The following is a 20,903-nucleotide window of genomic DNA, read 5'->3' as shown; positions in this document are numbered from 1 at the left end:
AGGGCGGGCGGATTGAGCAGTTGATTCGAGCGGCTGGTGCTCAACTTTGGTATTTACCACCTTACTCCCCCGACCTCAACAAAATTGAGAACTGCTGGTCTTGGCTCAAGAGCTGCATCCGCAAACAACTCGACCAGTTTAATTGTTTGCGAGATGCAATCGAGCATGTCTTATGCTTGTCGTCCTAATTACCTTGGCGATTGCTATATTTTAGAGACAATCCCTCAGTAAGTTGCCTCTAGAAAAAACCATCTCCTAATTGGACAATGTCATCTTTTTAGCTATCGTCAAGGACGATACACTTGTGCAAGATGCCTTCTTTGGGAAAAAACTTAAAATGCCAGATTCCTTGATGTATCGACAAGATGCCTTCGTTGTTCTGGAACCCAACCAACCAGAGCAATTCCTCACTCCCGCAGAAATGTTAGAAAAACTGAAGGCAATTTTGGCAACTCGTCAAGATAACCTACCGCCAGATTTGCAAAAATTTCCTTCAGTAGAAGCTCAAGCTGAATACCTGCTAGAAACGTCCTGCGAATTAGATATGGGGCCAGGACAATTTTTACAGTGGTATGTCGTGCGTTTAGAAAAATAAGAGCGGAGTTCCTCCGCCCCTACGTTTAGGGTGTAGCAATTAGCGCTACATCAACACGTTGTTCAGCTGGTTGAGTCACGGTTACGCGCACACCAGGGCCAAAAAACCCTTCTATTTTCTCCCGCTTCTGTTGCCAAACCTCTAGAGGGAAGAGCGGCGACTCAAATTCCAACACCAAAGCGTAAGCCCCATCGATCGCAGTTTCGTGTAATCCTGTTAGCACAGGTCTTTCTTCATCGGTTGGACTCAGCCCCAAGCTGCTCAAAGAGCTATCGAGATGAGCATCTTGACCGTAGCGATAGCGGGTGACATCTAGACGAATTTGGTTTTGAGTTGCAGTTGCTTGCTGTTCTCGGAGTGCCAGTATGTCCTTGGAAGTAGGTTTGGTGAACGGTACAGGCGTAAGTTCTGAGGCTTTGAGGGCAAGCCCTCCCAGCAACAGAGGAACCCCATAGAAGAATCCGGCTAGATTCAGCGTTGGGTTGTCGGTAACGTAAGCAACCAGTCCCGCCAGAAATAAAACGCCACCGACACTTAAACCCAACGTTCCCAAAGAAGTTTGACGTAACATTTTAATTAAGATACCCAATTGACAATCTCTTCAGCTTTATTATCCTTGGCACTGGGTAACATCTCTAGTATGGGTGAAATTTTTGTTAAAACTACGTGCTTTGCTTTGGATAGCGATTGGGAAGCCCAAAGCTGAAGAAGTCTCGCTAATTTGATAGCCCTTGACGAATGAGTGCAGAGTCTGTAAAGTAGCCCATCAACCAACGGTAATTCATAACTCAGGGCGTTTACAAAAGGAACCCCTATTATCAAAATAAGTCGCTGTTGTCCGCCGCCATCAATTCATAACCGAGATAATAAAATGATTCAAGAAGACAATTCCGGGGCTACAAAAAAGAGTAAAGCCATCCTGGATCAACTCAAAACGCTGAAGCAGGAAGATGAAACGCTTTATAACATCTTGGCTGTAGATGTTTGGGCTTTAGCCAAAACAATGGATGAGTTTCAACCAGGATTTTGGTCGGCTTTTATGAAAAATCGAGAGAAGGCGCTGAAGCGGTTTATTTCTGAAGTGATTAAAAATAAGCCTACCGATCCGAAACGTCCTCCTTTCCTTCGCTAGGATTAATTATTGTAAATAAATAATCGACAGAGGAAGCAAACAATGGACCCACAAACACTCAAGCAATGGATTAGCCAGATTGAACTCAAGCGTGAGTCACTGGTAAGGCTTCTGGAGGAACCAAACCTGGGAACTCTACGAATTGATGTTAATCAGGCACTCGAAGAAATTGATGACCTGATTGATGAATTTCGGCGCACCTTCCCAGAGGCAGATGCCAACTAGAAACTAACGCCTTGCCGAGCTGAACTCTAGCCAAGAGGCTACGGCAAGGACACCGATCGCTACTTGCGCCCCTTTCTAATGACTGACTGCCCGCTGCCCAAGCTGCTTGACTAGAGCAATCAGCTCTTGAGTAGCGGTGTCTTTTTTACAGAAAGCATCAATTCTGGCAGTTTGGCTCATCACCTCAATCTGCGGGTCTTCGACTGAGGAATAGGCAATAATCTGAGCGTGCGGATCGATGTGCTTGATCTGGGTAGATGCGCTCAAACCGTCTAAAACTGGCATTTGTAGATCGAGAATAATCACATCAGGGTGGTGACGCTCGACCATCTCAACGGCTTCTTGACCGTTAGTAGCCAATCCAACTAACTCGATGTTTGCCTGACTCTGGAATGCTAATTTCAGGCTAAAACGAGTTAGCTCGTGGTCATCAACAACAAGAACACGAAGAAGGGGGTGCTGACAGGACAACATAAGAGGATAACTATATCATCTGACGGTTCTAGTTTAGGGGCATAGGATACAAATGTCCCTCTACCATCCGAGCGAACTACTGCAAGAAATACTCATTTTACCTCCAAACTAAAGTAGATAATTTTCTAAAGTTTAAATATTTATAAAGAAATCTGAAAGTTTAGTTTTTATATGTTTAAACCAATTGAACAGCCGCTCGTTTCGCTTTTGTCTTTTTAGCGCGATCGCTCTTGAGTTTCAGCCATTCACTTCCAAGGATATCAATATCTTTTCGGGCTGTCCTCTCCACCCAGAGGGATAGACTAAAAGAGCGATCGCGCTCTTGATTGGGTAGAGAGTGCGATCGCAATATCTAGCAATTTCTTGTCTTAATGCACTTATTTACAAGAATACTGCTCAGTCATTACTTACTTGCTAACTGCAACGTTGCTTATTTCCTGGGATTTTAAATTTTAGCTATGTTTCTTTTTCTTGCCACCAGTACCTCCAGTCCCACCTCCAGGATTACCTGGTGACGCGTCAACAGTCACATCCCCAAGGTTACTTGGCTCGTCAAATTTATCTAGTGGCAGAGAATTGGCTTCGAGCGCTACTTCTGAGATTTGTGTGTAGATTTCCTGAAAAGATTCAATTATTTTTTTACTTCTTTCTGAAAAATCTAGATTATTAAAGCTATTATTAGCTGCAACCATCTTCAAGATTTCTAAAGTTGCTTTGCCTTTTCCTCCACTACCTCCAGTACCTCCTCCAGGATTTGCCTGAATCTCCATTCCTGAAACTTTTTTGTAAATATCTTGGAAAGAAGCAACTATCTGGCTAGTTTTTTCACTATTACCTAAATTATTAAAAGACTCATTATTTTCATTAGGTTTAGCCAATTTAAGAATTTCCAAAGATAATTCTAAAGCGTCCATAAACAAATTCTCTACTTTAATGCTACGTCAACTATAAAACTTAATTTATTATAAAGTTAAATTCTTAATATATTTTAAGGTTTAAATTTCGGTTTAGCAATTAATATCTATCTTAGATTTTTTGTTTTACCACACAACTTATAAATGTCTTTATATTTATTTTTAGCATTAGAGTTGGTTCTTAAATACTCGAAAATTTTGTTACAGCTTTGTGTTATTAGAACGGAACTATCTGCTGTCGAGCTACTATCCCAATGATTCAAATTCCATGTTCTTATAGTTGTATCACGGCTAGCACTAACAATTACTTTACTGTCAAAACTAAAGCTTAAATCATAAACTACATCTTTGTGTCGTTTGAGAGGAATTAGTAAATCTCCGGTATCTGCATTCCACAATTGGATTGTTCCATCAGCACTTGTAGCAGCAATTATTTTTCCATTAGGACTGTACTTAACCGTAAATCCTCTATTACTTTTATTTGTTAAAATCTTTACACTCCAATTTTTAGGATTTGTTGTCCATCTCCAAATTCTTATCGTATTATCATCACTAACTGAGACAAGGCTTTTATTATCATAGCCAAAACTTGCGTACCTTACTGAAAATTTATGTCCTACGAAAGTCGTTAATAACGTGCCATCTACTTTCCAAATATTGATCGTCCCATCATCACTTGCAGAGGCAATAAGCTGACCGTCAGGGCTGAAATCTGCTGTTCGCACTATAAACTTATGGTTTGTAAGGATTTTTGGTTTTTTAGTCACTAATTTTGGTGATTGAAAATCTAACTCCCAAATTCTTACACTTTTATCACTACTAGCGGAAACAAGCGATTTATCTTTATAACTAAAAGCTACAAAATTTACATCACTACTATGACCTTTAAGTGTAGTAATTAAAGTGCCATCTTTCTTCCAAACTTTTATTGTTTTATCAGCGCTGGCTGAGGCGATATATTTGCCACTAGGACTAAAGTTTACCATCCAAACTTCATTATCGTGTTTCATGGAATTATGGGTTTTTATTTGAGTACCATCTGCTTTCCAAAGTTTTACCGTTTTATCTGAACTTGCAGAAGCAATAATTTCCTCTTTAGGGCTGAAACTTACACCGTTAACAGCCATTGTATGTCCTTCTATTCGATTGCGTTCCTGTACGCTATCAACCACTATTTTAAGTCGATTTAGTGAGTCAGTATCTCCTTGATTCATTTGTTTCAATTGGTGAATTGCTTGTACACTTGATATCAGTGCTTCAAGTTGATTTCCATTAGTGAAAAGTTGCTCTGATTGTGAAATTAAAGCTCCAACAGCGATCGCTTCGCGTTGTTTCTTCTGTGCTTCGAGTTGTTGTGCCAGTAGTCCAAATCCAAGGGTGAAGGCTGCAAGGATTCCGCCTGTGATCGCAAACCTAGTTCGTTGTTTTTGAACTTTAGCTCTAGCGTCAGCCGCTCTAGCTTCGGCTTCAGCTTTATCTTTTGCTGCCAGCGATTTTTCTATGTCAGCTAAAGCTATAGTTTCGGCTGCCTTGGCTTTTGCCGCTTCTGCTTTAGCTTCAGCTTCGGCTGCCTTAGCCTTTTCGGCTTCGGCTCTAGCTTCAGCTTCGGCTTCACGTTTTGCTGCTTCTATTTTTTCTTGGAGTTCGCGATCGCGTCTCTCCACGCTCTTCTTCAAAAACTCCGCTTCTAGGGGAGGAAGTTGAGTTTGAGTATTATTCATCCACTCTTCAATTGCTGCCAGACGCGCACCTGTTAGCAGCGCGTTATCGGATTTTTGAAACCTTTCAAGCCATTCGCGGCAGTCATCCTCTAGACTTTGATTGAGGCGAATATTGTCGCGGTCTTCTTCAATCCAACTCCGTAGTAACTTCCACTCCGATAATAGGGCTTCATGGGCAACTTCTATAGTGTTTTCATCGGTAATGATCAGGCGTTGCTGTTGATCTGCTAGCAGTCGTACTACTTGTTTCAGTTGTTCGGGGGAATCTGCGATCGTTCTCACTTCATCCCCAGTGGCACGGCGGCGCGTTATCTCATTATCATCGCCTAACTTCACCAATTTCATGAACAGGCGGCGCACAAAAGCTTGATTCTCTGGAATAAAACTCCGGTATAGAATAGTCGCTCGGTTATCCAACGCGCCTTTGACTCCGCCAATCTCCTCATAGTCTTTCCAAGCCAAAAGCGGTTGTCCAGAGGGGGAATCCTGTTCGCAGAATTTTCGCCACAACTCAGAAAGCGCATATTGCAACAGGGGTAATGCACCTGGTTGATTTTCCACATCTTCTGCAATTTGCGACACTAACCCAGGCTCAAAACCGACGCCATGAAGCTCTGCGGGTTTTTCAATTGTCTCCACAATTTCTGAGCAAGACAGTAGCTCAACGACATAAGTTGTCGGTTGAGTGCGATTAATTAAATTTACCGCCTCTGGATAGGCAGCGCATCGGTCGAGGAAATCTCCCCGAATTGCGACAATCACTCTGGTGATTCGGTCGGAAGCCGTTGCTTCATCCGCCATCAACCGCATGAAAGATTGTCGCTTTGCTTCATCATTGCAGAGGGTAAATACCTCTTCAAATTGGTCGATAAATAGGACAAACGGCTTATTTTCTTGATGTCGTCTAGTCAGGATCTCTGTTAGTTTTCCTAGAGGATCAATGCCAGGAGTAAAAATCTCAATTTCCCACTGACTGCTACCGGGAAGGCGATCGCTTTGCAGTTCCGGTAACAAACCCGCCTTCACTAAAGAGGACTTGCCACAACCAGATCGACCAATAACCGAAAGAAATCTAGCATTATTGAGTCTTTCTAGCAGTGCGCGGATAGCTAGTTCGCGCCCGAAAAAATATTTTTCTTTCCCTAGTTCAAAAGCTTGTAGTCCCTGATATGGATTCTCTCGATTAAAAGTAACACTAGCAGATAGAGTGTTTTCATTTAGCGGATAATTCACTACCGTAATTGACTTACCCCAACCCATGCGGATTGGTTCCTGCCTTTTACCTTTGAGCTGTCTGCTGATGTGATCGAACAAGCGATCGCCACTGACACTTCCATCTTTTCCAGCATTCTCTAACGCCAACCCATCGAGAACTGCTCCCGTAAAGACATCGTGCTTTTCGTCGTGCATCGCCCACGCTTGCTCGAAGGTTCTACAGGCTGTAATTATGTAGTAATCTTTTTGGGAGCTAAAAGCTGTAAGCGTTTGTTCTACTAGCTGGCGTTCCAGAAAATAGCCACCATGACAGCAATCTAGAAGCAAAACTAAACTACTGAGTTCGGCAGCTCGAATCAGCTCATTGAGACTATCTAAGGCAATTCCATGTTGTTGCCCGACAATACGCTTCCCATCCGTCTCCAGCACGCAATCCGAAGTTGCTAAATACCCTTTAGTTTGCCCTAAATTATCTGATACTGTAATCCCGTGTCCGCTGAAGTAGATGAGCGCATCGCTTCTATATGCCTGTTCCAGCAGAAACGTTCTTAAAGCTTGCCCCAGTTCGGTGCCAGTTACCGCCTTTGTCCCGATTTCATAGTCATTCTGCTGTTGATTCCAACGCTCAGGCAGTCGTTTAACAATCTGGAAATCGCCGTATTGCTTGAGTATCTGTCCTACAGCCTCCGCATCAGTGACTGTCTTGGGAAGGCGTGATAAGTTTGAGCTTTGATATTCAGAAATTCCAATAACAAGGGCGTATCGAGCCATTTAGCAACCTGGTTTCAAAATATTGAATTAGTTGACAGGCACCCTCAAGGACGATGTTAATTGAGACACCAGGATAGCTTAGCAAGATCGAAACTGGCTCTAACTTTACAAAAAACACACGAAAACTTACAAAGAGGCAGCCCATGTCAGAAGTGCAACGTCTGCTTATAGAAGAGGATGGTCAAAAATACGAAATATATGTTGAGACAAAATCTAGTCCCATCATGCCTCCTGCAACAGCACCAGAAGATTACGATCCCAACCAATCAATGGGCTTCCGAGAAGACGCTGTCATCAAAATGCAGCAAGCGCGGCAAATGATTCGGGGCTACGCAACTTATGCCATCAGTGCTTTTAAAGACTTCGGTGCCGCTGAGATTGAGGAAGTGACACTGAAATTTGGCATGAAACTGGGTGGTTCAGCAGGTATCCCTTACATTACTGAAGGGAAGGCTGAGAGCAACTTAGAAATCGAAGTCAAGTGTAAGTTTCCCGATAAATCAAAACCGGGTTCGCCGCCGCCAAATTCAGTATCCTAAAGCACAACAACTGAAAACAAACACCCCACTTTTCCTCAAAACTCGCAATCTAGGCTAAATCATCCCTGAGTTTCACCCAGAGGGTAGAACCCGAAAGCTGCCAGCCTTTGTACCGTGTTGGTTGTGGAGAGGGAGTTATTCATGCAGATACAGACACCGGATTGGGTTAAGCACGCGGTTTTTTACCAGATTTTTCCGGATCGCTTTGCTAAAACGAAGCATTCTCACAAGCGGCTTTTGAAGGATACCCGATGGGAAGATTGGCACGAAATACCGACGCTTCAAGGGTACAAGGGCGGTGATTTGTGGGGGGTGATGGAACAGCTGGATTACTTGCAGGATGTAGGGATTAATGCGATTTACTTTACCCCCATTTTTCAATCGGCTAGCAATCACCGCTATCACACCCACGACTATTACCAAGTCGATCCGATGTTGGGGGGGAATGGCGCTTTTCGGGAGTTGCTGGAAGCTGCTCACGAACGGGATATCAAAGTTGTACTGGATGGGGTGTTTAATCACTCTAGTCGGGGCTTTTTCTTTTTCCACGATGTTCTGGAAAATGGCCCCCATTCGCCTTGGGTGGATTGGTTCAAGATTGAAGGCTGGCCTTTATCGGCGTATAACGGCGATTTTCCGGCGAATTATGAGGGCTGGGACGGAAATCGGGCGCTGCCAGTGTTCAACCATGAAAATCCGGAAGTGCGGGAATATATTATGGAGATTGCCGAATATTGGATTAAATTCGGCATCGATGGCTGGCGCTTGGATGTGCCCTTTGAGATTAAGGCTCAAGGATTTTGGCAAGAATTTCGCGATCGCGTAAAAGCCATTAACCCAGAAGCTTATATCGTGGGGGAAGTCTGGGGAGATTCCCGCGAGTGGCTGGATGGGACTCAGTTTGACGGGGTAATGAACTATCTCTTTGCTGCGCCGACGATTGCTTTTGCCGCAGGCGATCGCGTAGACATTGAGCAAGTGAAAGATCGCTCTTACCATCCCTACCCGCCCCTCTTTGCACCAGAGTATGCCGAAAAAATCCAGCAATTGTTGGATTTTTATCCGTGGGATATTCAACTGACTCAGTTGAATTTGCTAGCTAGCCACGATACGGCGCGACTGATTTCTATTGCAGGCGGTGATAAGGAGAGTGTTCAACTAGCAACATTGCTGCTATTGACTTATCCAGGCGCGCCCAGCATCTACTATGGTGATGAAGTGGGATTACCGGGAAAACTCGATCCGGATTCGCGTCGAGGTTTTCCGATGGAAGCTCACTGGGAACGTGATGTTTTAGATTATCACAAGCAACTAATCGCCCTGCGTCACCAATATCCAGCCTTGCGTACAGGTTCCTATCACGTTCTGTTTGCGGAAGGAACAGTTTACGTCTTTGCTCGGAAATTGGGAGATGAGGAACTGATTGTTGCCATTAACGTGGGGACGGCACCGGCAGATCATGTGAGTTTTGAGGTGACGGGGCTACAATCCAAGCCTAATCAGCAATTGTATGGCACTGCCGAGGTGTCATGGAGCGGTGAGGGAGAATCCAACCATCTGTCCTTGCATTTGCCAGCGCGTAGTGGATGCATCCTGGGTTAAACGAATTTCGCGAATGTTTGCGAAGAAGGGTGGATTGATTAACCTCTAATTGTCTGGGTAGGGGCGTGTTTGTGCTATGCCCTTACAGAATGTGAATTTGACCAATTATTTAATCCACATTCCTTGGCGATCGCCCAAATCAGAAGGAGGCACCTTTGCAAAGGTGCCTCCTTTTTTATGTCAGCAAATCGAATTTTAAATTTTTACGATGTCGTTTAGATTGCACTAACTCCAAATTTGCTTTTGTCTTACCATTACCCAGTTTTTGGTCAATAAATTCTGTCTGAAGACAGAAGTTAGCAGCAGAAATTAGTGCCTATTTAGACATTATCGTCGGTGTAAGTACTGAATCAATGACATGGATGACGCCGTTATCGGTAAGGATATCTGTTTTTAGCACCTTCGCATCATTCACTTTAAAACCGTCGTCGGTGCTATCAATCCCCAGAATGCCGCCCTCAACTGTCTCAGCGGAATCTATCTCGACGAAGTTATCAGTTCTAACATCCCCAAACAGGACGTGATACATTAAAATTTGCTTCAGCTTGGGGATGTTGTCCATCCAAGAAGCCAGTGTATCCTCTGGAATTTTGGCAAATGCTTCGTCGGTTGGAGCAAAGACAGTATAGGGTCCTGGACTCTTGAGAATCTCAAACAGACCAGCAGCCTCAAGAGCATTAACCAGAGTTTTGAAAGATCCTTCATTAGTGGCAGTTTCTAAAAGGTCAGCCATGCGTTTTGATGATTTTAAGTGAGTGTCCTGTTTAGAGATACTCGCTATAAGACTTGCAGTGCATCCTTCAAAAGTATTGAAGGCGCGATCGCTAATAGGTTAGCACCCCTACCCATTTCACTTCATTTCGCTAGCGTGCAGCCACGCATCAGATCCCTCAACCCCTTACACAACTCAACTACTGGAACGAATGCCACGTTGTTGTAGCTGCTGAATAAAAAAGTCTTCCAGAGAAGGACGGGATAGGTTCATTGTTGCCAGATGGGCATCCATCAGCCGGAGACTAGCCAGAAACTCTTGGGGTTCGCCTTGTAAGTGTCCATGCCAACCATTATGCTCAAATGCCAAATCGGGTATCCAGCGTTTGAGAACCTCCAAGTTCCCGCCTTTGCCTCTGACATGGTAGGATTCGGCGGTACCTAGAAGTTCATCGAGGGAGCCGACGCAAATCAGATCGCCTTGGGCGAGGATAGCGACGCGATCGCATATCTGCTCCACTTCCGCCAAAATATGGCTATTAAAGAAAATGGTTTTTCCCTGCTTTTTGAGGGATAAAATAATCTCTCGCATCTGGTAACGCCCCATTGGGTCAAGACCCGACATCGGCTCATCCAAAAATACCAGTTCTGGATCGTTAATCAGCGCTTGAGCCATGCCTACCCGTTGCAGCATCCCTTTAGAATACTGACGCATCTGCTTTTTACGGGCAGCGGATTGAGCCAATCCAACTAATTCCAGTAGTTGGGGAATGCGTTGACGCTGCACTGATTTCGGGATTTGAAATAATCCAGCCGTAAATTGCAAAAACTCCCAGCCGGTGAGAAAGTCATAGAAATAGGCGTTTTCCGGTAAATAACCGATGCGTTGTTTCACCTCGCGATCGCCCAAAGGTTTTCCCAGAAGTACCCCTCGTCCACCCGTAGGGCGTACTATTCCCAAAAGCGTCTTTAACAGCGTCGTTTTCCCAGCCCCATTTGGTCCTAGCAGCCCAAACGTTTCCCCCTCAAACACTGACAGCGTGCAGCTTTTGAGAGATTCAATTTTTTGATTTAGCCAAAATCCGGTGCGATAAACCTTTCGCAGTTCAAAAGTCTGTACTACCGATTGACGGTAAACGGTAATCGGTTCCCCTGACTTATCTTCAACAGAATTCATATTAGTTCGGCAAGCGATCGCATTCTCTACAATATTATTGATTCCCTATTTTGCGGACTTTCGTATCAGTTTGGAATGATAGATGATATGAGTCCTATATCTGTTCTATTTCTTAGGGATAAACTGGGCGGATGCTTATCTTAACTGAAGCCGAGTTTCGAGAATCGGCAGAATCCTCTCTGCGTCTGGTTTTTCTGAACGACGACCCGTTTAACCAGCGTTTTGCACCGGATGTCCCAGCGCGAAGGATAATCTACGAGTATTTCTACGGCATAGAGCCACCGCTCCTAGATGCTGTAGTTGCGGCTGCTTCCCGTGTGGGAGACACTGGTTGTTACCTCTCAAATCTATGGCGTAACAAAGAACAACCCGAACACCCCAATCACTGGTATATCCCTTTTTGTGAGATTTCAGCTTACATAGCAGCCGATGGCAAAGTGTTTAACAATGCTTTGACTTCGGAGAATGTTCTCTACTCGCCTCAAGGAAAATGGGGAGTGATGATGTCTCACGAGCATCACGGTTTACTGGCTGGTACGCACGAGTTTATGGAAGAAATTTGTCGGCTTATACCAGACCTCGATCGCCAGGTGTATGGATTCCTAGATTATTGGAAATACTGGTATAGCCAAGGTAAGAGTGCTGATGTAACTTGCCTACCAGGATTATTAACGCAGATTTACGGGCGAGAAACAGCAAAAGCCATGCTGCGAGAAGCAGGCTTAAAGTCTATCTGGCGCAAATACAGTTCTGAACTTCTATTCACTTAGACTGGATTTAGGAGTTTTCAACAGAAGAGAAACGAATGGATAGATCCAAAATAGTTGCAATTATCACTGGGGCAATTTCTATAATTCTAGCGATCGCCTATCTGCTGCTGGTTCAGTTACTAGACTTCCGGGGTGAAATGATACCCGCGCCCACAAGTCAATTGCCGCCAGTCGTGCAAGTTGCCCAAATATCCGCGATTCAGCTTTTATAGAGAGCAATGTCTAATCGGAGTTACGCCATCCTCGGAACAGGAGCTCTGGGGGGCTACTACGGAGCTAAACTACAACGAGCGGGGCTGAATGTCCACTTCCTGTTGCACAGTGATTACGAACAAGTCTGGCAACAGGGTTTAGTCATTGAGTCCCCAGACGGCGATTTTACCCTCCCCCACGTTAACGCCTACCCTGACGCTAACAAAATGCCACCTTGCGATGTGGTGGTTGTGGCGCTGAAAACGACGCAAAACCACCTGCTACCAGAAATGCTGCCATTTGCGATCAAGGAAGGTGGCGTCGTCTTGGTACTGCAAAATGGTCTAGGCGTTGAAGAGAAAGTCGCCAAAATTGTTGGTTCGGAACGAGTAATGGGAGGCTTGTGCTTTCTCTGCTCTAATAAAGTGGGACCAGGACACATCCGCCATCTAGACTATAAAGCGATTACACTCGGCGAATATACCCCCGATTATCAACCCGCCGGGATTACCGAGCGAATGCGTCAGATTGCGGGTGACTTTGAAAGTGCTGACATCCCTATCCAACTTGCTGAAGACTTGCTGTTTGCTCGTTGGCAGAAATTGGTGTGGAATATCCCATACAACGGGCTTTCTGTGGTTCTTGACGCCACAACAGATGAGCTGATGAGCGATCTTCACACGCGATTATTAGTCGAGCAGTTAATGAGTGAAGTGCTGGTAGGTGCATCTGCTTTTGGTCGGAAGATTCCTGATAGCTTTGTCGAAAAGATGCTCGATCACACGGCAAAGATGAAGCCGTACCGCACCAGTATGAAAATCGACTATGACGAAGGGCGTCCTCTAGAGGTGGAAACCATGTTCGGTAATCCCCTACGAACTGCACAAGCAGCAGGTGTTGATTTGCCAAAAATTGCGATGCTTTACCAGCAGCTAAAATTCTTGGATGCTAGAAATCGCCACAAATAGTATGTTCTTTTGGCATCCGATTTTTCATGACTTAAATATACCTGACACCCTGAAAAAAAACCTTAAATAATAATTAGTCATGAAAAAAGCGCCTTTAGAAAATCCGATTTTTACCGTCCCCAACGTTCTATCAAAAGCAGAGTGTGCCGAGTATATCGCCTTAACCGAAAACATAGGCTATACTCCGGCTGGTCTCACCGTAGGACAGGATGAATACATAATGGCTCCATCAATCCGAAATAACGATCGGGTGATTTTGGATGATGGAGAACTTGCGGCAAATTTATGGCATCGTGTGGAAACTTATGTCCCCAGAATCGGTAACTGGTGTGCAATGGGACTTAATGAGCGCTTGCGGTTCTACCGATACGATCCGGGTCAGCGCTTCGCACCACATCACGATGGTAGTTATTGGCGAACAAACGGCGACCATAGCCGTTTAACTTTTATGATTTATCTGAGCGAAGACTTTGAGGGAGGCGAAACTCTGTTTTTTTCACCCAACGTCTCTATAGTTCCTCAAATCGGTATGGCGCTGTTCTTTATCCACGAAATAAAACATGAAGGCGCACCCGTAATCCAAGGTCGAAAGTATGTACTGCGTTCAGACGTGATGTACACGTATGCGAGCCAATAAAAATCGGGGGAAGTTGACTTTTAAAAAATGGCGATCGCTCTACAAAATTTCATTTAATTATTCTTTATTTCCCTGATAAATAATTCTAAGGTCAAACGGCTGTTTTCCCCGTTTATTTATATCCCGTGTACAACTTTTTATGTCATCGTCTTCGCTAACCCTGTACTGGATTCCGCTCAGAATAACAATTAAAAAAAGTTGCCTATTGCCTATCTTTACTTTACCCAGCAGGGAGCTGCTGGGAGTTGCATTGTTTAGCTTAGAGGATAATAAATAAAAAAGGAGATTGGGAAGTTTTGTGTCCCCATTCTCCAATTGCTATGACGATGAATTTAAAACAGCAATTTAAAATTTGTTGAGCATCTGAAAAATCGTCATTTTATGAGCCATGAAAGAAAGTGAAAAAGTGAGCTTCTCTTTCTTTAGTCATTTTTGTAGATTTTGGCGATATATTCGGGTTTTTTGTCAGATCCTTTTTTGTCGGATAAGGTTCTTCCGCTAAAGGCGAAAAATATCCAGGTGAAGGCAATTGCGGCAATCGTTAATTCCATAGAAATTTCTCCAAGTTAAGCAAGCTGTCTTGTTAACCTTATTAATCAACTCAAGAATTGCTATATCCGGATAAATTTCAGGTTGGCAGATAAAATTTATTTGTAGATCAAGAGAATTTGCAAGCGCACCCTTAATCTGTAACCCAGAACTGGTATATTTCTGGGTGTTACCAATGAAGGAATATCGCTTCGCAAACGCTACTATTGTTGAGGCGGATCTGATTGGCGTTCCTCTTGCGGTTCTTTCGCTTCTGCTAAAGGTTTGACGACTCGCGCGATCGCTTCTTGCACAAATGTCTTGATAAACTCATCCCGGCGATTTAGCTGAAACTGTCGCTGCACAACTTCTGTGATTCCGCCATCGCCCCAATCTTGATCGTGACGGAAGTATTCAATAAAACTCTTCCCAGCAATTCGAGTCAAATAAGCGGCGGTAACGCCTTGAATCACCTTACCAATAGGATAGGCGGCGACACTCAGTTGGAGGACTCTAGAAAGCAACTCAATTGCTCCTTGGACAATTCCCAAACTCGCAAGAGTTTTCCCTAAAGAAAGCGCTAATTCGCGCCCTCGATCCATATTCAGCTCGCAACCGTAAATTCTGCCAATTTCTACAACCATTTGGGCATTTACAGCGGCGGTTGCTAGCAAATCCACTACTGGCAGGGGTGTCACGGTGATGACACCCGCCCCAATCCACTGAAAACGTTCTACCACCTTCTCCGCTTGGCGTCTGCGCTGAGCATCCAGCAGGCGTCGAGCTTCGTCTCCCAGTCTCTGAGATTGCAGTAGGATGTTGTCAGCCACTAAGTCTTCCCCTTCGGCTCTGAGAACCACTGCCATGCGGCGAATTAACGGCATCACATCGGGTTCGGGTTGGAAGGTTTCGCCACTCTCCAATTCGGCAAGCTGGGGATTCGCAGCGATCGCAACCACATCCGCAGTGGCGATAAATCCCCGTACTCGTTCCCGCAGACGCGCCAGAATCGTTTCTTTATCGGTGTCTGTATAAAGATCGGTTTTGTTGAGAATCAGCAGCGATCGCTTACCAATCTCTGCCAAGGTTCGCAGCGGGTTATATTCTGACTGCCGCAAGTCATTATCTACGACAAATAACAACAAATCTGCTTCAGTTGCCAATTGCCGTGCTAGTTGTTCTCGCTGGGTTCCTGCTACCCCTGCTTCTAAAATTCCGGGCGTATCGGTAATCAAAATTTGCCGATTTAATCCTTTCAACTTGAGAACGTAAGTTTCCCCTACCTCCGTCGTTCCCATTGGCGCGTCTACCCGTCCTACCATGCGCCCAATCAGGGCGTTCACCAGAGAAGTCTTGCCAGCAGAACCCGTGCCAAATACGACGACTAACAGTTCCCCACGCGCCAAATTTGCTTCAATTTCGCGCGATCGCTCAAGTAATGCCTGCCGCGACACCTCATCCTGAATCTGTGCCACTTGCTGCCGCACTGCTTTGAGGGTTTCTGAAGCCGCCTCTGTCTTCGCTTCCGGGACTTTCGGCAATCTGCGGCGTTGCTGCGAACCTTTTGCAGTCCCCTGAAGAATCATCACATAGTAGATAAATCCACCGATTAGCACCCCCAGTAGGACAATCAGCAACAAAAGCAGCAGATTTCCCAGTAAAGGTGCCGTAAAAGAAATCTGAATATACAGCCGATAGAGAGAATTAATCAGCCACAGCATCAGCCCCAGAATTACACTGAGGCCAACGATCAGCGTTAATAAGCGCGACAGGGGCATGAACGGGATTGTGGTAAGGAGATGCTTCTAATCTTAATCTCCCTATCATTGTCTGCTATCAGCAACAGGCAAGAGATGCTTCCACGAATAAAGTAGAGCCTGTTGCCGTGATTTTTTCTCGGCTAGATAATTAAAACAAAGCGTCTTTCTGAGTAATTTTAAAAAACAGTAAATTATAATACAAACTAGCTTTTAAAATTATCCTCCACCGGATAGATCGATGATCTCTGAGCCAAACGTCAGGAAGCCTCAGATACGCTTAGGCAGTGCGTTCCCTCACCCAGTCAGTATCACAGGCTGGCTCAGCCGGGTCACTGATCGTTTCAGCGTTAGCCAAAAAATTAGTTATGGATATGGGCTAACCCTAGGCATTGCCGTTTTGGGAACGGCTGCCGGATTTATGATTGGAGATTACTATCAGCAACGAGCTACGAAGTTGCATGAATATAGCAACCAAGAACTCAACCTTCTCCATCGCTTGCAAAATGGCGTACTACAGGCACGTACGCACCAACAACAATTGATTCCGCTAGCAGAAAATCCGGAATTGTTTTGGGACGAATACTCTCATTTTCTGGAACATACTGCTGAAATTAAGCGGATATTGTCTCAAATCAAATCTTATACAAACAGCGCCGTTTATCAACGCGAGGCAGCGGCTCATGTACACGCTGATGGAATACCCAGTTTTCTAAAAACTTACGAAAACGTACCAGAAATCTATTTTCATCAGGTTGATGAATTAGTACAGCAAATTGAGCTGTCTCATTTAAAGCCAGATAAAATTCAGGAAGCACAAAAACTACTTTTAAATTTTACGAATGGTTCTGTAGCGCTAAATTTTGATGGTCTCTCAGACGACTTAACTGGAGTTATTCAGGGATCTTACCAGGATGTTAAGCAGGCAGAACTGGCTTTGATTGCTGCGGAAACAATCCGATTTAAAATTATTGTTGCAAGTATTTTATTGTCAATTGCGATCGCTATCCTTTTAGCCATCTACACTTCTCGCGCCATCGTCCGTCCCCTGAAAGCTGCAACTGATGTAGCACAGCGGGCAACTCAAGAATCTAATTTTGGCTTGCAAGTGCCGATTACAACTGAAGATGAAGTGGGAATGTTGGCAACCTCCCTCAATCAGCTCATCCTCCAGGTGGGGCATCTTTTGCAAGAACAAAAAGCAGACAGCGAGTTGCGGCTAATTCAAAGTGAGAAAATGTCTAGCTTGGGGCGAATGCTTGCCGGAGTCGCCCATGAAATCAATAATCCGGTCAACTTCATCTATGGCAACTTGGCTTATGCTGGTGACTACGTTAAAGAACTTCTCGCATTACTAGAAACTTATCAAGCTGAAATTCCCAATCCGCCTGAAACGATTCAAACTCAAGCAGAGGAAATTGATATCGATTTTCTTAAACAAGACCTGCCTAAAGTTCTGCAATCGATGAAAGTCGGTTCTGACCGAGTTCGACAAATTGTTCTAAGTTTAAAAGATTTCTCTCGCCTCGATGATCCACAACCGAATTCTGTAGATTTGCACGCCTGTCTTGATAGTACCCTGCTGATTTTGAACAATCGGATTAAAAATAATATCAATATTATTCAAAACTACGGCGATATCCCAGCTATTGAAGGTTACACCGGCTTGCTTTATCAGGTATTTATGAATTTACTCAGCAATGCGATTGATGCTCTAGAAGAGGCAAAAGAGCCTGGAGAAATCGTGATTTCTACAGAACGCCTAAACAAGGATACCGTTGGGGTGCGGATTGCTGACAATGGTTCTGGCATTTCACCAGAACATCAAGAGAAAATATTTGATGCCTTTTTTACCACGAAGCCGAGAGGCATTGGTACGGGCTTGGGTCTATCAATCAGCCATCAGATTATCGTAGAGAAACATGGCGGTAATTTTAGCTGCAAATCAGAAGTTGGTAAAGGGACAGAGTTAGCGATCGCTTTACCGATCAAACATCAAGTCGGTGTCGCATCAACATCAACAACTAAAATTCTCTGCTAATAGCTAGAGGCGAACTACAGTCCAAAAGTGAGACATTTTGTTCAAGTTATCGGATTAGAAAGAGTTATGGGACTTTTTGACCAAATTATCAATGCCTTAGACAGTCCAGATCGCGAAGCGACTCCCGGACAGATGGATAATATTTTTGGCACCGTGCAGCAGGTAGGCAATAATTATGGTGCCGACCCGTCAGCAGTGCAATCTACAATGTCCCTTGTAGGAAACTACGTGCGCTCTGCTCTACAACAGAAGCAAGCTACCGAAGGCCCCCAACAAGCGCAAGCCCTTGTTAATCAATATGGCGGCACTTCTCCCAATCCTCAAGCTGTTGATGCGCTTTTTGGTTTTTCTCAAGTGCCGCAAATCGTGCAAGTCATTGCTCAAAGAACCGGCTTGAATCCGGCGATGATTCAACAGATGTTGCCGATTCTAGTTCCCTTGGTGTTAAATCTTCTAAAAACTGGCTCCAGCGCTCAAAATCCGCACGGGTCGAATCCAGTTCTGAATACTTTCTTAGATGCTGACCGCGATGGCGATGTTGATATTGCTGATGCGATGCAGTTAGCAGCTCGCCATCTGGGTAGATAAAGCAGGGAATGGGTAATGGGATACCCATTACTCATTACCCATTATTAATATCTAACCGCTCAACCCCCTCAATTTCCAAAATCAAATCGGCACCATAGACTTTAGACGGCGTCTGGAAACCAACACTCACCTGTCCGGCAAGCACCTTAGTAACAATAGCCAGCGCCGTCAGTGCTGTGAGCGTATAGCCTTCTGGACATTGCAGTCGGGATACTTTAGTTGCGCCATCATCTGACACCTCTCCCCACAATCTAGTTTTCCCCTGTTGCCTCTGTGCATCGGTTGGTCCTGGTGGTTGAGCTTGGATTAGACGTTTCTGTAAGCTTTGCATGGGTGGCGACCCCAATAACCAACCCAAATATCTACTTGCGACTAGCGCCCAGTAAGTAGAGGGAGGGGTTGCCATATAAACTTCAATATTGGGAATCCCTGTGCTGTAGAAAGCGGTAGACACATCTCCCCAAGGAAGCGTGGTGCCTAAAACAGGGCCTTCTCCAAAGTCGATGGTTCGAGTTTTCCAAGCAGTCGGAACCGGAGTCAGAACGCCACCCCGCCGCACTAAGCCTCCTTGCTTCTGAGCTTCCACGATTGTTGTGGCAGTTCCCCGCGATGTCTGCCCGGCGGTGAAAGCCAGCGCCAGACTTGTTGCTGAAGGCAGCTGTCTCTTGAGATGAGCCGCGAGACAGTCAGAAGGAACGACATCAAAACCGACGCCGGGAAGCAGCATTACGCCTGCTTTTGTTGCCTCAGCATCTTTGGCAGCGATCGCCTCGAATACTGCGACTTCTCCGGTAATATCCAGATAATGCGTTTTTGTCCGCAGGCACCCTTCAACCATTGGCTTAGAAGTACGGGAGAATGGCCCTGCACAGTGGAGTACGGCTGTGACATCCTGGAGTGCCGCATCCACAGCGGACTCATTTTCTAAGCTAAAGGCGCGGTGTTCTAAACCAAGCGATGTCGCTAACGGCTGCAACTTTTCGGAATTGCGTCCTGCCAGAATTGGGCGTAACCCTTGCCGCACAGCCAATCGCGCAATCAGGGTTCCGGTATAGCCATTCGCACCGTATAACAAAAAGTTTGAGGACATTAGTACAGAAGTTACGACACAGCAGAGATAGAAAGCGATCGCTCTTTTTATCCCGCTTTGTCAATCAAGGGTATAACAGTCGAGCGACTGCATACTTACTATTGTCCGCTTGGGAGTGTTTTCTTCAATACGGCAAAAGGTACAGGTAAGATGACAGAATGTTTGCTTAGCTTTGCTTCCCACCCTAGGATAGCTATGGCACTGATTCAATCGTCTCGCCCCTGAAACTATGTTGGCTGCAATTTTATTTGACTTGGATGGGACTCTGGTAAATACTGACCGAATCCATTACAAATCTTGGCAGGATATTTTAAAACAATACGATATTGATATTGACGAAAATTTTTACCAAAACCGGATTAGCGGACGCCTTAATCCAGTTATTATCCAAGATATTCTCCCTCAGTTATCCTTATCAGAAGGCGAACAACTCGCTGAAGCGAAAGAAGCTTATTTCCGAGAATTATCACCAGAACTTAAACCCCTGGCTGGACTTTCTAAAATTTTGGCATGGACAGAAGAATTAAAGTTGCAACGAGCAGTTGTCACAAATGCACCGCGTAAAAATGTCTACTTCATGCTAGAAGCTTTGGATTTGGCAGATGCCTTCGCCACCGTTGTTTTAGCAGAAGAAGCGATCGCAGGCAAGCCCGATCCGGCTCCCTATCAGCTGGCGTTGGATTATTTTGGAATTAAAGCGGAACAAGCGATCGCTTTTGAAGACTCTCCCTCCGGCATTCGTTCATCGGTAGGCGCAGGCATTGCGACAATTGGCATTGCCTCCACCTACGATCCCAAAGTTCTCTGCGACTGCGGAGCAATTTTTGCAGTGCCTGATTTCACCTCTCCGCAGTTGTGGACGTGGCTAGATTCTCCCGCAAAAAACGATCCCGATCCTAATTGAATTTATTAACGCTACACTCTCTTCGCTATAAAGCACTGAGGACGAGTAAGAAGAGATCTCTCCGATTTTATGAATGAATTAGGATTGCGATATTTATATTTCTGTGGATGTACAGTTTGATTTTTGTAGAGGTAGGTTTGATAGCCAGAGACCTAATTTGCCCCTAAAATTGGGATAAAGCCGCCCTCCGCAACTCAGCCCTCTTCTGTCACTTTCCGAAGTAAGCAAGTAGTAAATAACGGGACTTAAACAGATTTCAAGCCCAAATAAAACCCAAAGCAGCTTTATAGGCTGAGAATACATCTCGATTAGCGTTCACCCACTCCATAAAACGGAAAGACATCGCTGTCCG

23 protein-coding genes are annotated in these 20,903 nt (G+C 44.8%); 13 read left to right on the top strand and 10 right to left on the bottom strand.

The features are described 5' to 3' along the window. Positions 1-188, top strand: a 188-nt coding sequence (locus tag NDI34_RS23935; RefSeq protein WP_348233267.1) for a transposase, incomplete at its 5' end; no start/stop codon positions are given. Positions 189-337: 149 nt separating this feature from the next. Next, on the top strand, positions 338-595 hold the full coding sequence (locus NDI34_RS23930) for a chlororespiratory reduction protein 7 (RefSeq protein ID WP_190410511.1): 258 nt from the start codon (positions 338-340) through the stop codon (positions 593-595). 25 nt (positions 596-620) lie between these two features. On the opposite strand, the gene NDI34_RS23925 is transcribed toward NDI34_RS23930, so the two are convergent. Next, positions 621-1,166 carry a DUF2854 domain-containing protein gene (locus NDI34_RS23925; protein WP_190410510.1) on the bottom strand — a complete coding sequence of 182 codons (546 nt, stop codon included), beginning with the start codon at positions 1,164-1,166 and terminating at the stop codon, positions 621-623. Between the two features lie 300 nt (positions 1,167-1,466). Here NDI34_RS23925 and NDI34_RS23920 point away from each other — a divergent pair, with 300 nt between their 5' ends. Both NDI34_RS23920 and NDI34_RS23915 read left to right on the top strand, forming a co-directional pair. Beyond that, entirely contained in the window at positions 1,467-1,727 is a 261-nt protein-coding gene (locus NDI34_RS23920) for a hypothetical protein (protein ID WP_190428356.1), read from the top strand. A 42-nt stretch (positions 1,728-1,769) separates the two neighbouring features. Next, positions 1,770-1,952 (top strand): hypothetical protein, encoded by a 183-nt coding sequence (locus tag NDI34_RS23915; RefSeq protein ID WP_190410508.1) that lies wholly within the window; start codon positions 1,770-1,772, stop codon positions 1,950-1,952. A gap of 75 nt (positions 1,953-2,027) precedes the next feature. Here the strand turns inward: NDI34_RS23915 and NDI34_RS23910 are convergent, their stop codons facing one another. The 4 genes from NDI34_RS23910 to NDI34_RS23895 form a co-directional block, all read right to left on the bottom strand. Then, a complete protein-coding gene (locus tag NDI34_RS23910) occupies positions 2,028-2,426 on the bottom strand; it encodes a response regulator transcription factor (RefSeq protein ID WP_190985941.1) in 399 nt (132 codons plus the stop codon). A gap of 175 nt (positions 2,427-2,601) precedes the next feature. Further along, on the bottom strand, positions 2,602-2,775 hold the full coding sequence (locus NDI34_RS23905) for a hypothetical protein (RefSeq protein WP_190985942.1): 174 nt from the start codon (positions 2,773-2,775) through the stop codon (positions 2,602-2,604). 103 nt (positions 2,776-2,878) lie between these two features. Continuing rightward, a complete protein-coding gene (locus NDI34_RS23900) occupies positions 2,879-3,340 on the bottom strand; it encodes a hypothetical protein (RefSeq protein WP_190985943.1) in 462 nt (153 codons plus the stop codon). Between the two features lie 107 nt (positions 3,341-3,447). Next, on the bottom strand, positions 3,448-7,047 hold the full coding sequence (locus NDI34_RS23895; RefSeq protein WP_190985944.1) for a caspase family protein: 3,600 nt from the start codon (positions 7,045-7,047) through the stop codon (positions 3,448-3,450). Positions 7,048-7,190: 143 nt separating this feature from the next. Between NDI34_RS23895 and NDI34_RS23890 the strand changes: the two genes are divergently transcribed. After that, positions 7,191-7,586 (top strand): CU044_2847 family protein, encoded by a 396-nt coding sequence (locus NDI34_RS23890; RefSeq protein ID WP_190431582.1) that lies wholly within the window; start codon positions 7,191-7,193, stop codon positions 7,584-7,586. A gap of 141 nt (positions 7,587-7,727) precedes the next feature. Further along, positions 7,728-9,188, top strand: a complete 1,461-nt coding sequence (locus NDI34_RS23885; protein WP_190410505.1) for a glycoside hydrolase family 13 protein — start codon at positions 7,728-7,730, stop codon at positions 9,186-9,188. Between the two features lie 316 nt (positions 9,189-9,504). Here the strand turns inward: NDI34_RS23885 and NDI34_RS23880 are convergent, their stop codons facing one another. Beyond that, a complete protein-coding gene (locus NDI34_RS23880; RefSeq protein ID WP_190410504.1) occupies positions 9,505-9,921 on the bottom strand; it encodes a fasciclin domain-containing protein in 417 nt (138 codons plus the stop codon). Between the two features lie 174 nt (positions 9,922-10,095). Further along, positions 10,096-11,076: an ABC transporter ATP-binding protein gene (locus NDI34_RS23875; RefSeq protein ID WP_348234043.1), complete on the bottom strand. Its 981-nt coding sequence runs from the start codon at positions 11,074-11,076 to the stop codon at positions 10,096-10,098. Between the two features lie 131 nt (positions 11,077-11,207). Between NDI34_RS23875 and NDI34_RS23870 the strand changes: the two genes are divergently transcribed. The 4 genes from NDI34_RS23870 (at position 11,208) to NDI34_RS23855 (ending at position 13,643) form a co-directional block, all read left to right on the top strand. Next, complete coding sequence (locus NDI34_RS23870) at positions 11,208-11,846, top strand: hypothetical protein (protein WP_348234042.1); 639 nt, start codon at positions 11,208-11,210, stop codon at positions 11,844-11,846. Positions 11,847-11,881: 35 nt separating this feature from the next. Further along, the gene (locus NDI34_RS23865; protein ID WP_190673450.1) at positions 11,882-12,058 is read left to right on the top strand and encodes a hypothetical protein; all 177 of its coding nucleotides are present in this window, start codon (positions 11,882-11,884) and stop codon (positions 12,056-12,058) included. A gap of 6 nt (positions 12,059-12,064) precedes the next feature. Next, a complete protein-coding gene (locus tag NDI34_RS23860; RefSeq protein ID WP_348234041.1) occupies positions 12,065-13,006 on the top strand; it encodes a putative 2-dehydropantoate 2-reductase in 942 nt (313 codons plus the stop codon). A gap of 79 nt (positions 13,007-13,085) precedes the next feature. Further along, positions 13,086-13,643, top strand: coding sequence for a 2OG-Fe(II) oxygenase (locus tag NDI34_RS23855; RefSeq protein WP_348234040.1), 558 nt, complete (start codon positions 13,086-13,088; stop codon positions 13,641-13,643). A 422-nt stretch (positions 13,644-14,065) separates the two neighbouring features. On the opposite strand, the gene NDI34_RS23850 is transcribed toward NDI34_RS23855, so the two are convergent. Continuing rightward, positions 14,066-14,194: a hypothetical protein gene (locus tag NDI34_RS23850; RefSeq protein WP_277877468.1), complete on the bottom strand. Its 129-nt coding sequence runs from the start codon at positions 14,192-14,194 to the stop codon at positions 14,066-14,068. A 201-nt stretch (positions 14,195-14,395) separates the two neighbouring features. Further along, complete coding sequence (locus NDI34_RS23845; protein ID WP_348234039.1) at positions 14,396-15,949, bottom strand: GTP-binding protein; 1,554 nt, start codon at positions 15,947-15,949, stop codon at positions 14,396-14,398. A gap of 220 nt (positions 15,950-16,169) precedes the next feature. Here NDI34_RS23845 and NDI34_RS23840 point away from each other — a divergent pair, with 220 nt between their 5' ends. Beyond that, positions 16,170-17,969, top strand: a complete 1,800-nt coding sequence (locus NDI34_RS23840) for an ATP-binding protein (protein ID WP_348234038.1) — start codon at positions 16,170-16,172, stop codon at positions 17,967-17,969. A 66-nt stretch (positions 17,970-18,035) separates the two neighbouring features. Beyond that, the gene (locus NDI34_RS23835) at positions 18,036-18,557 is read left to right on the top strand and encodes a DUF937 domain-containing protein (RefSeq protein WP_190535041.1); all 522 of its coding nucleotides are present in this window, start codon (positions 18,036-18,038) and stop codon (positions 18,555-18,557) included. 34 nt (positions 18,558-18,591) lie between these two features. Here NDI34_RS23835 and NDI34_RS23830 read toward each other — a convergent pair whose 3' ends face one another. Beyond that, positions 18,592-19,647, bottom strand: a complete 1,056-nt coding sequence (locus NDI34_RS23830) for a saccharopine dehydrogenase NADP-binding domain-containing protein (RefSeq protein ID WP_348234037.1) — start codon at positions 19,645-19,647, stop codon at positions 18,592-18,594. A 229-nt stretch (positions 19,648-19,876) separates the two neighbouring features. Between NDI34_RS23830 and NDI34_RS23825 the strand changes: the two genes are divergently transcribed. Continuing rightward, positions 19,877-20,551, top strand: a complete 675-nt coding sequence (locus tag NDI34_RS23825; RefSeq protein WP_348234036.1) for an HAD-IA family hydrolase — start codon at positions 19,877-19,879, stop codon at positions 20,549-20,551. Positions 20,552-20,903 lie beyond the last annotated feature (352 nt).

Origin of the sequence: Trichocoleus sp. DQ-U1 (genome assembly GCF_039961925.1) — a bacterium.
Classification (GTDB): Bacteria; Cyanobacteriota; Cyanobacteriia; order Cyanobacteriales; family FACHB-T130; genus FACHB-T130.
The sequence above is the reverse complement of the archived record's forward strand: the minus strand, read 5'-3'. Positions and strand labels throughout refer to the sequence as shown.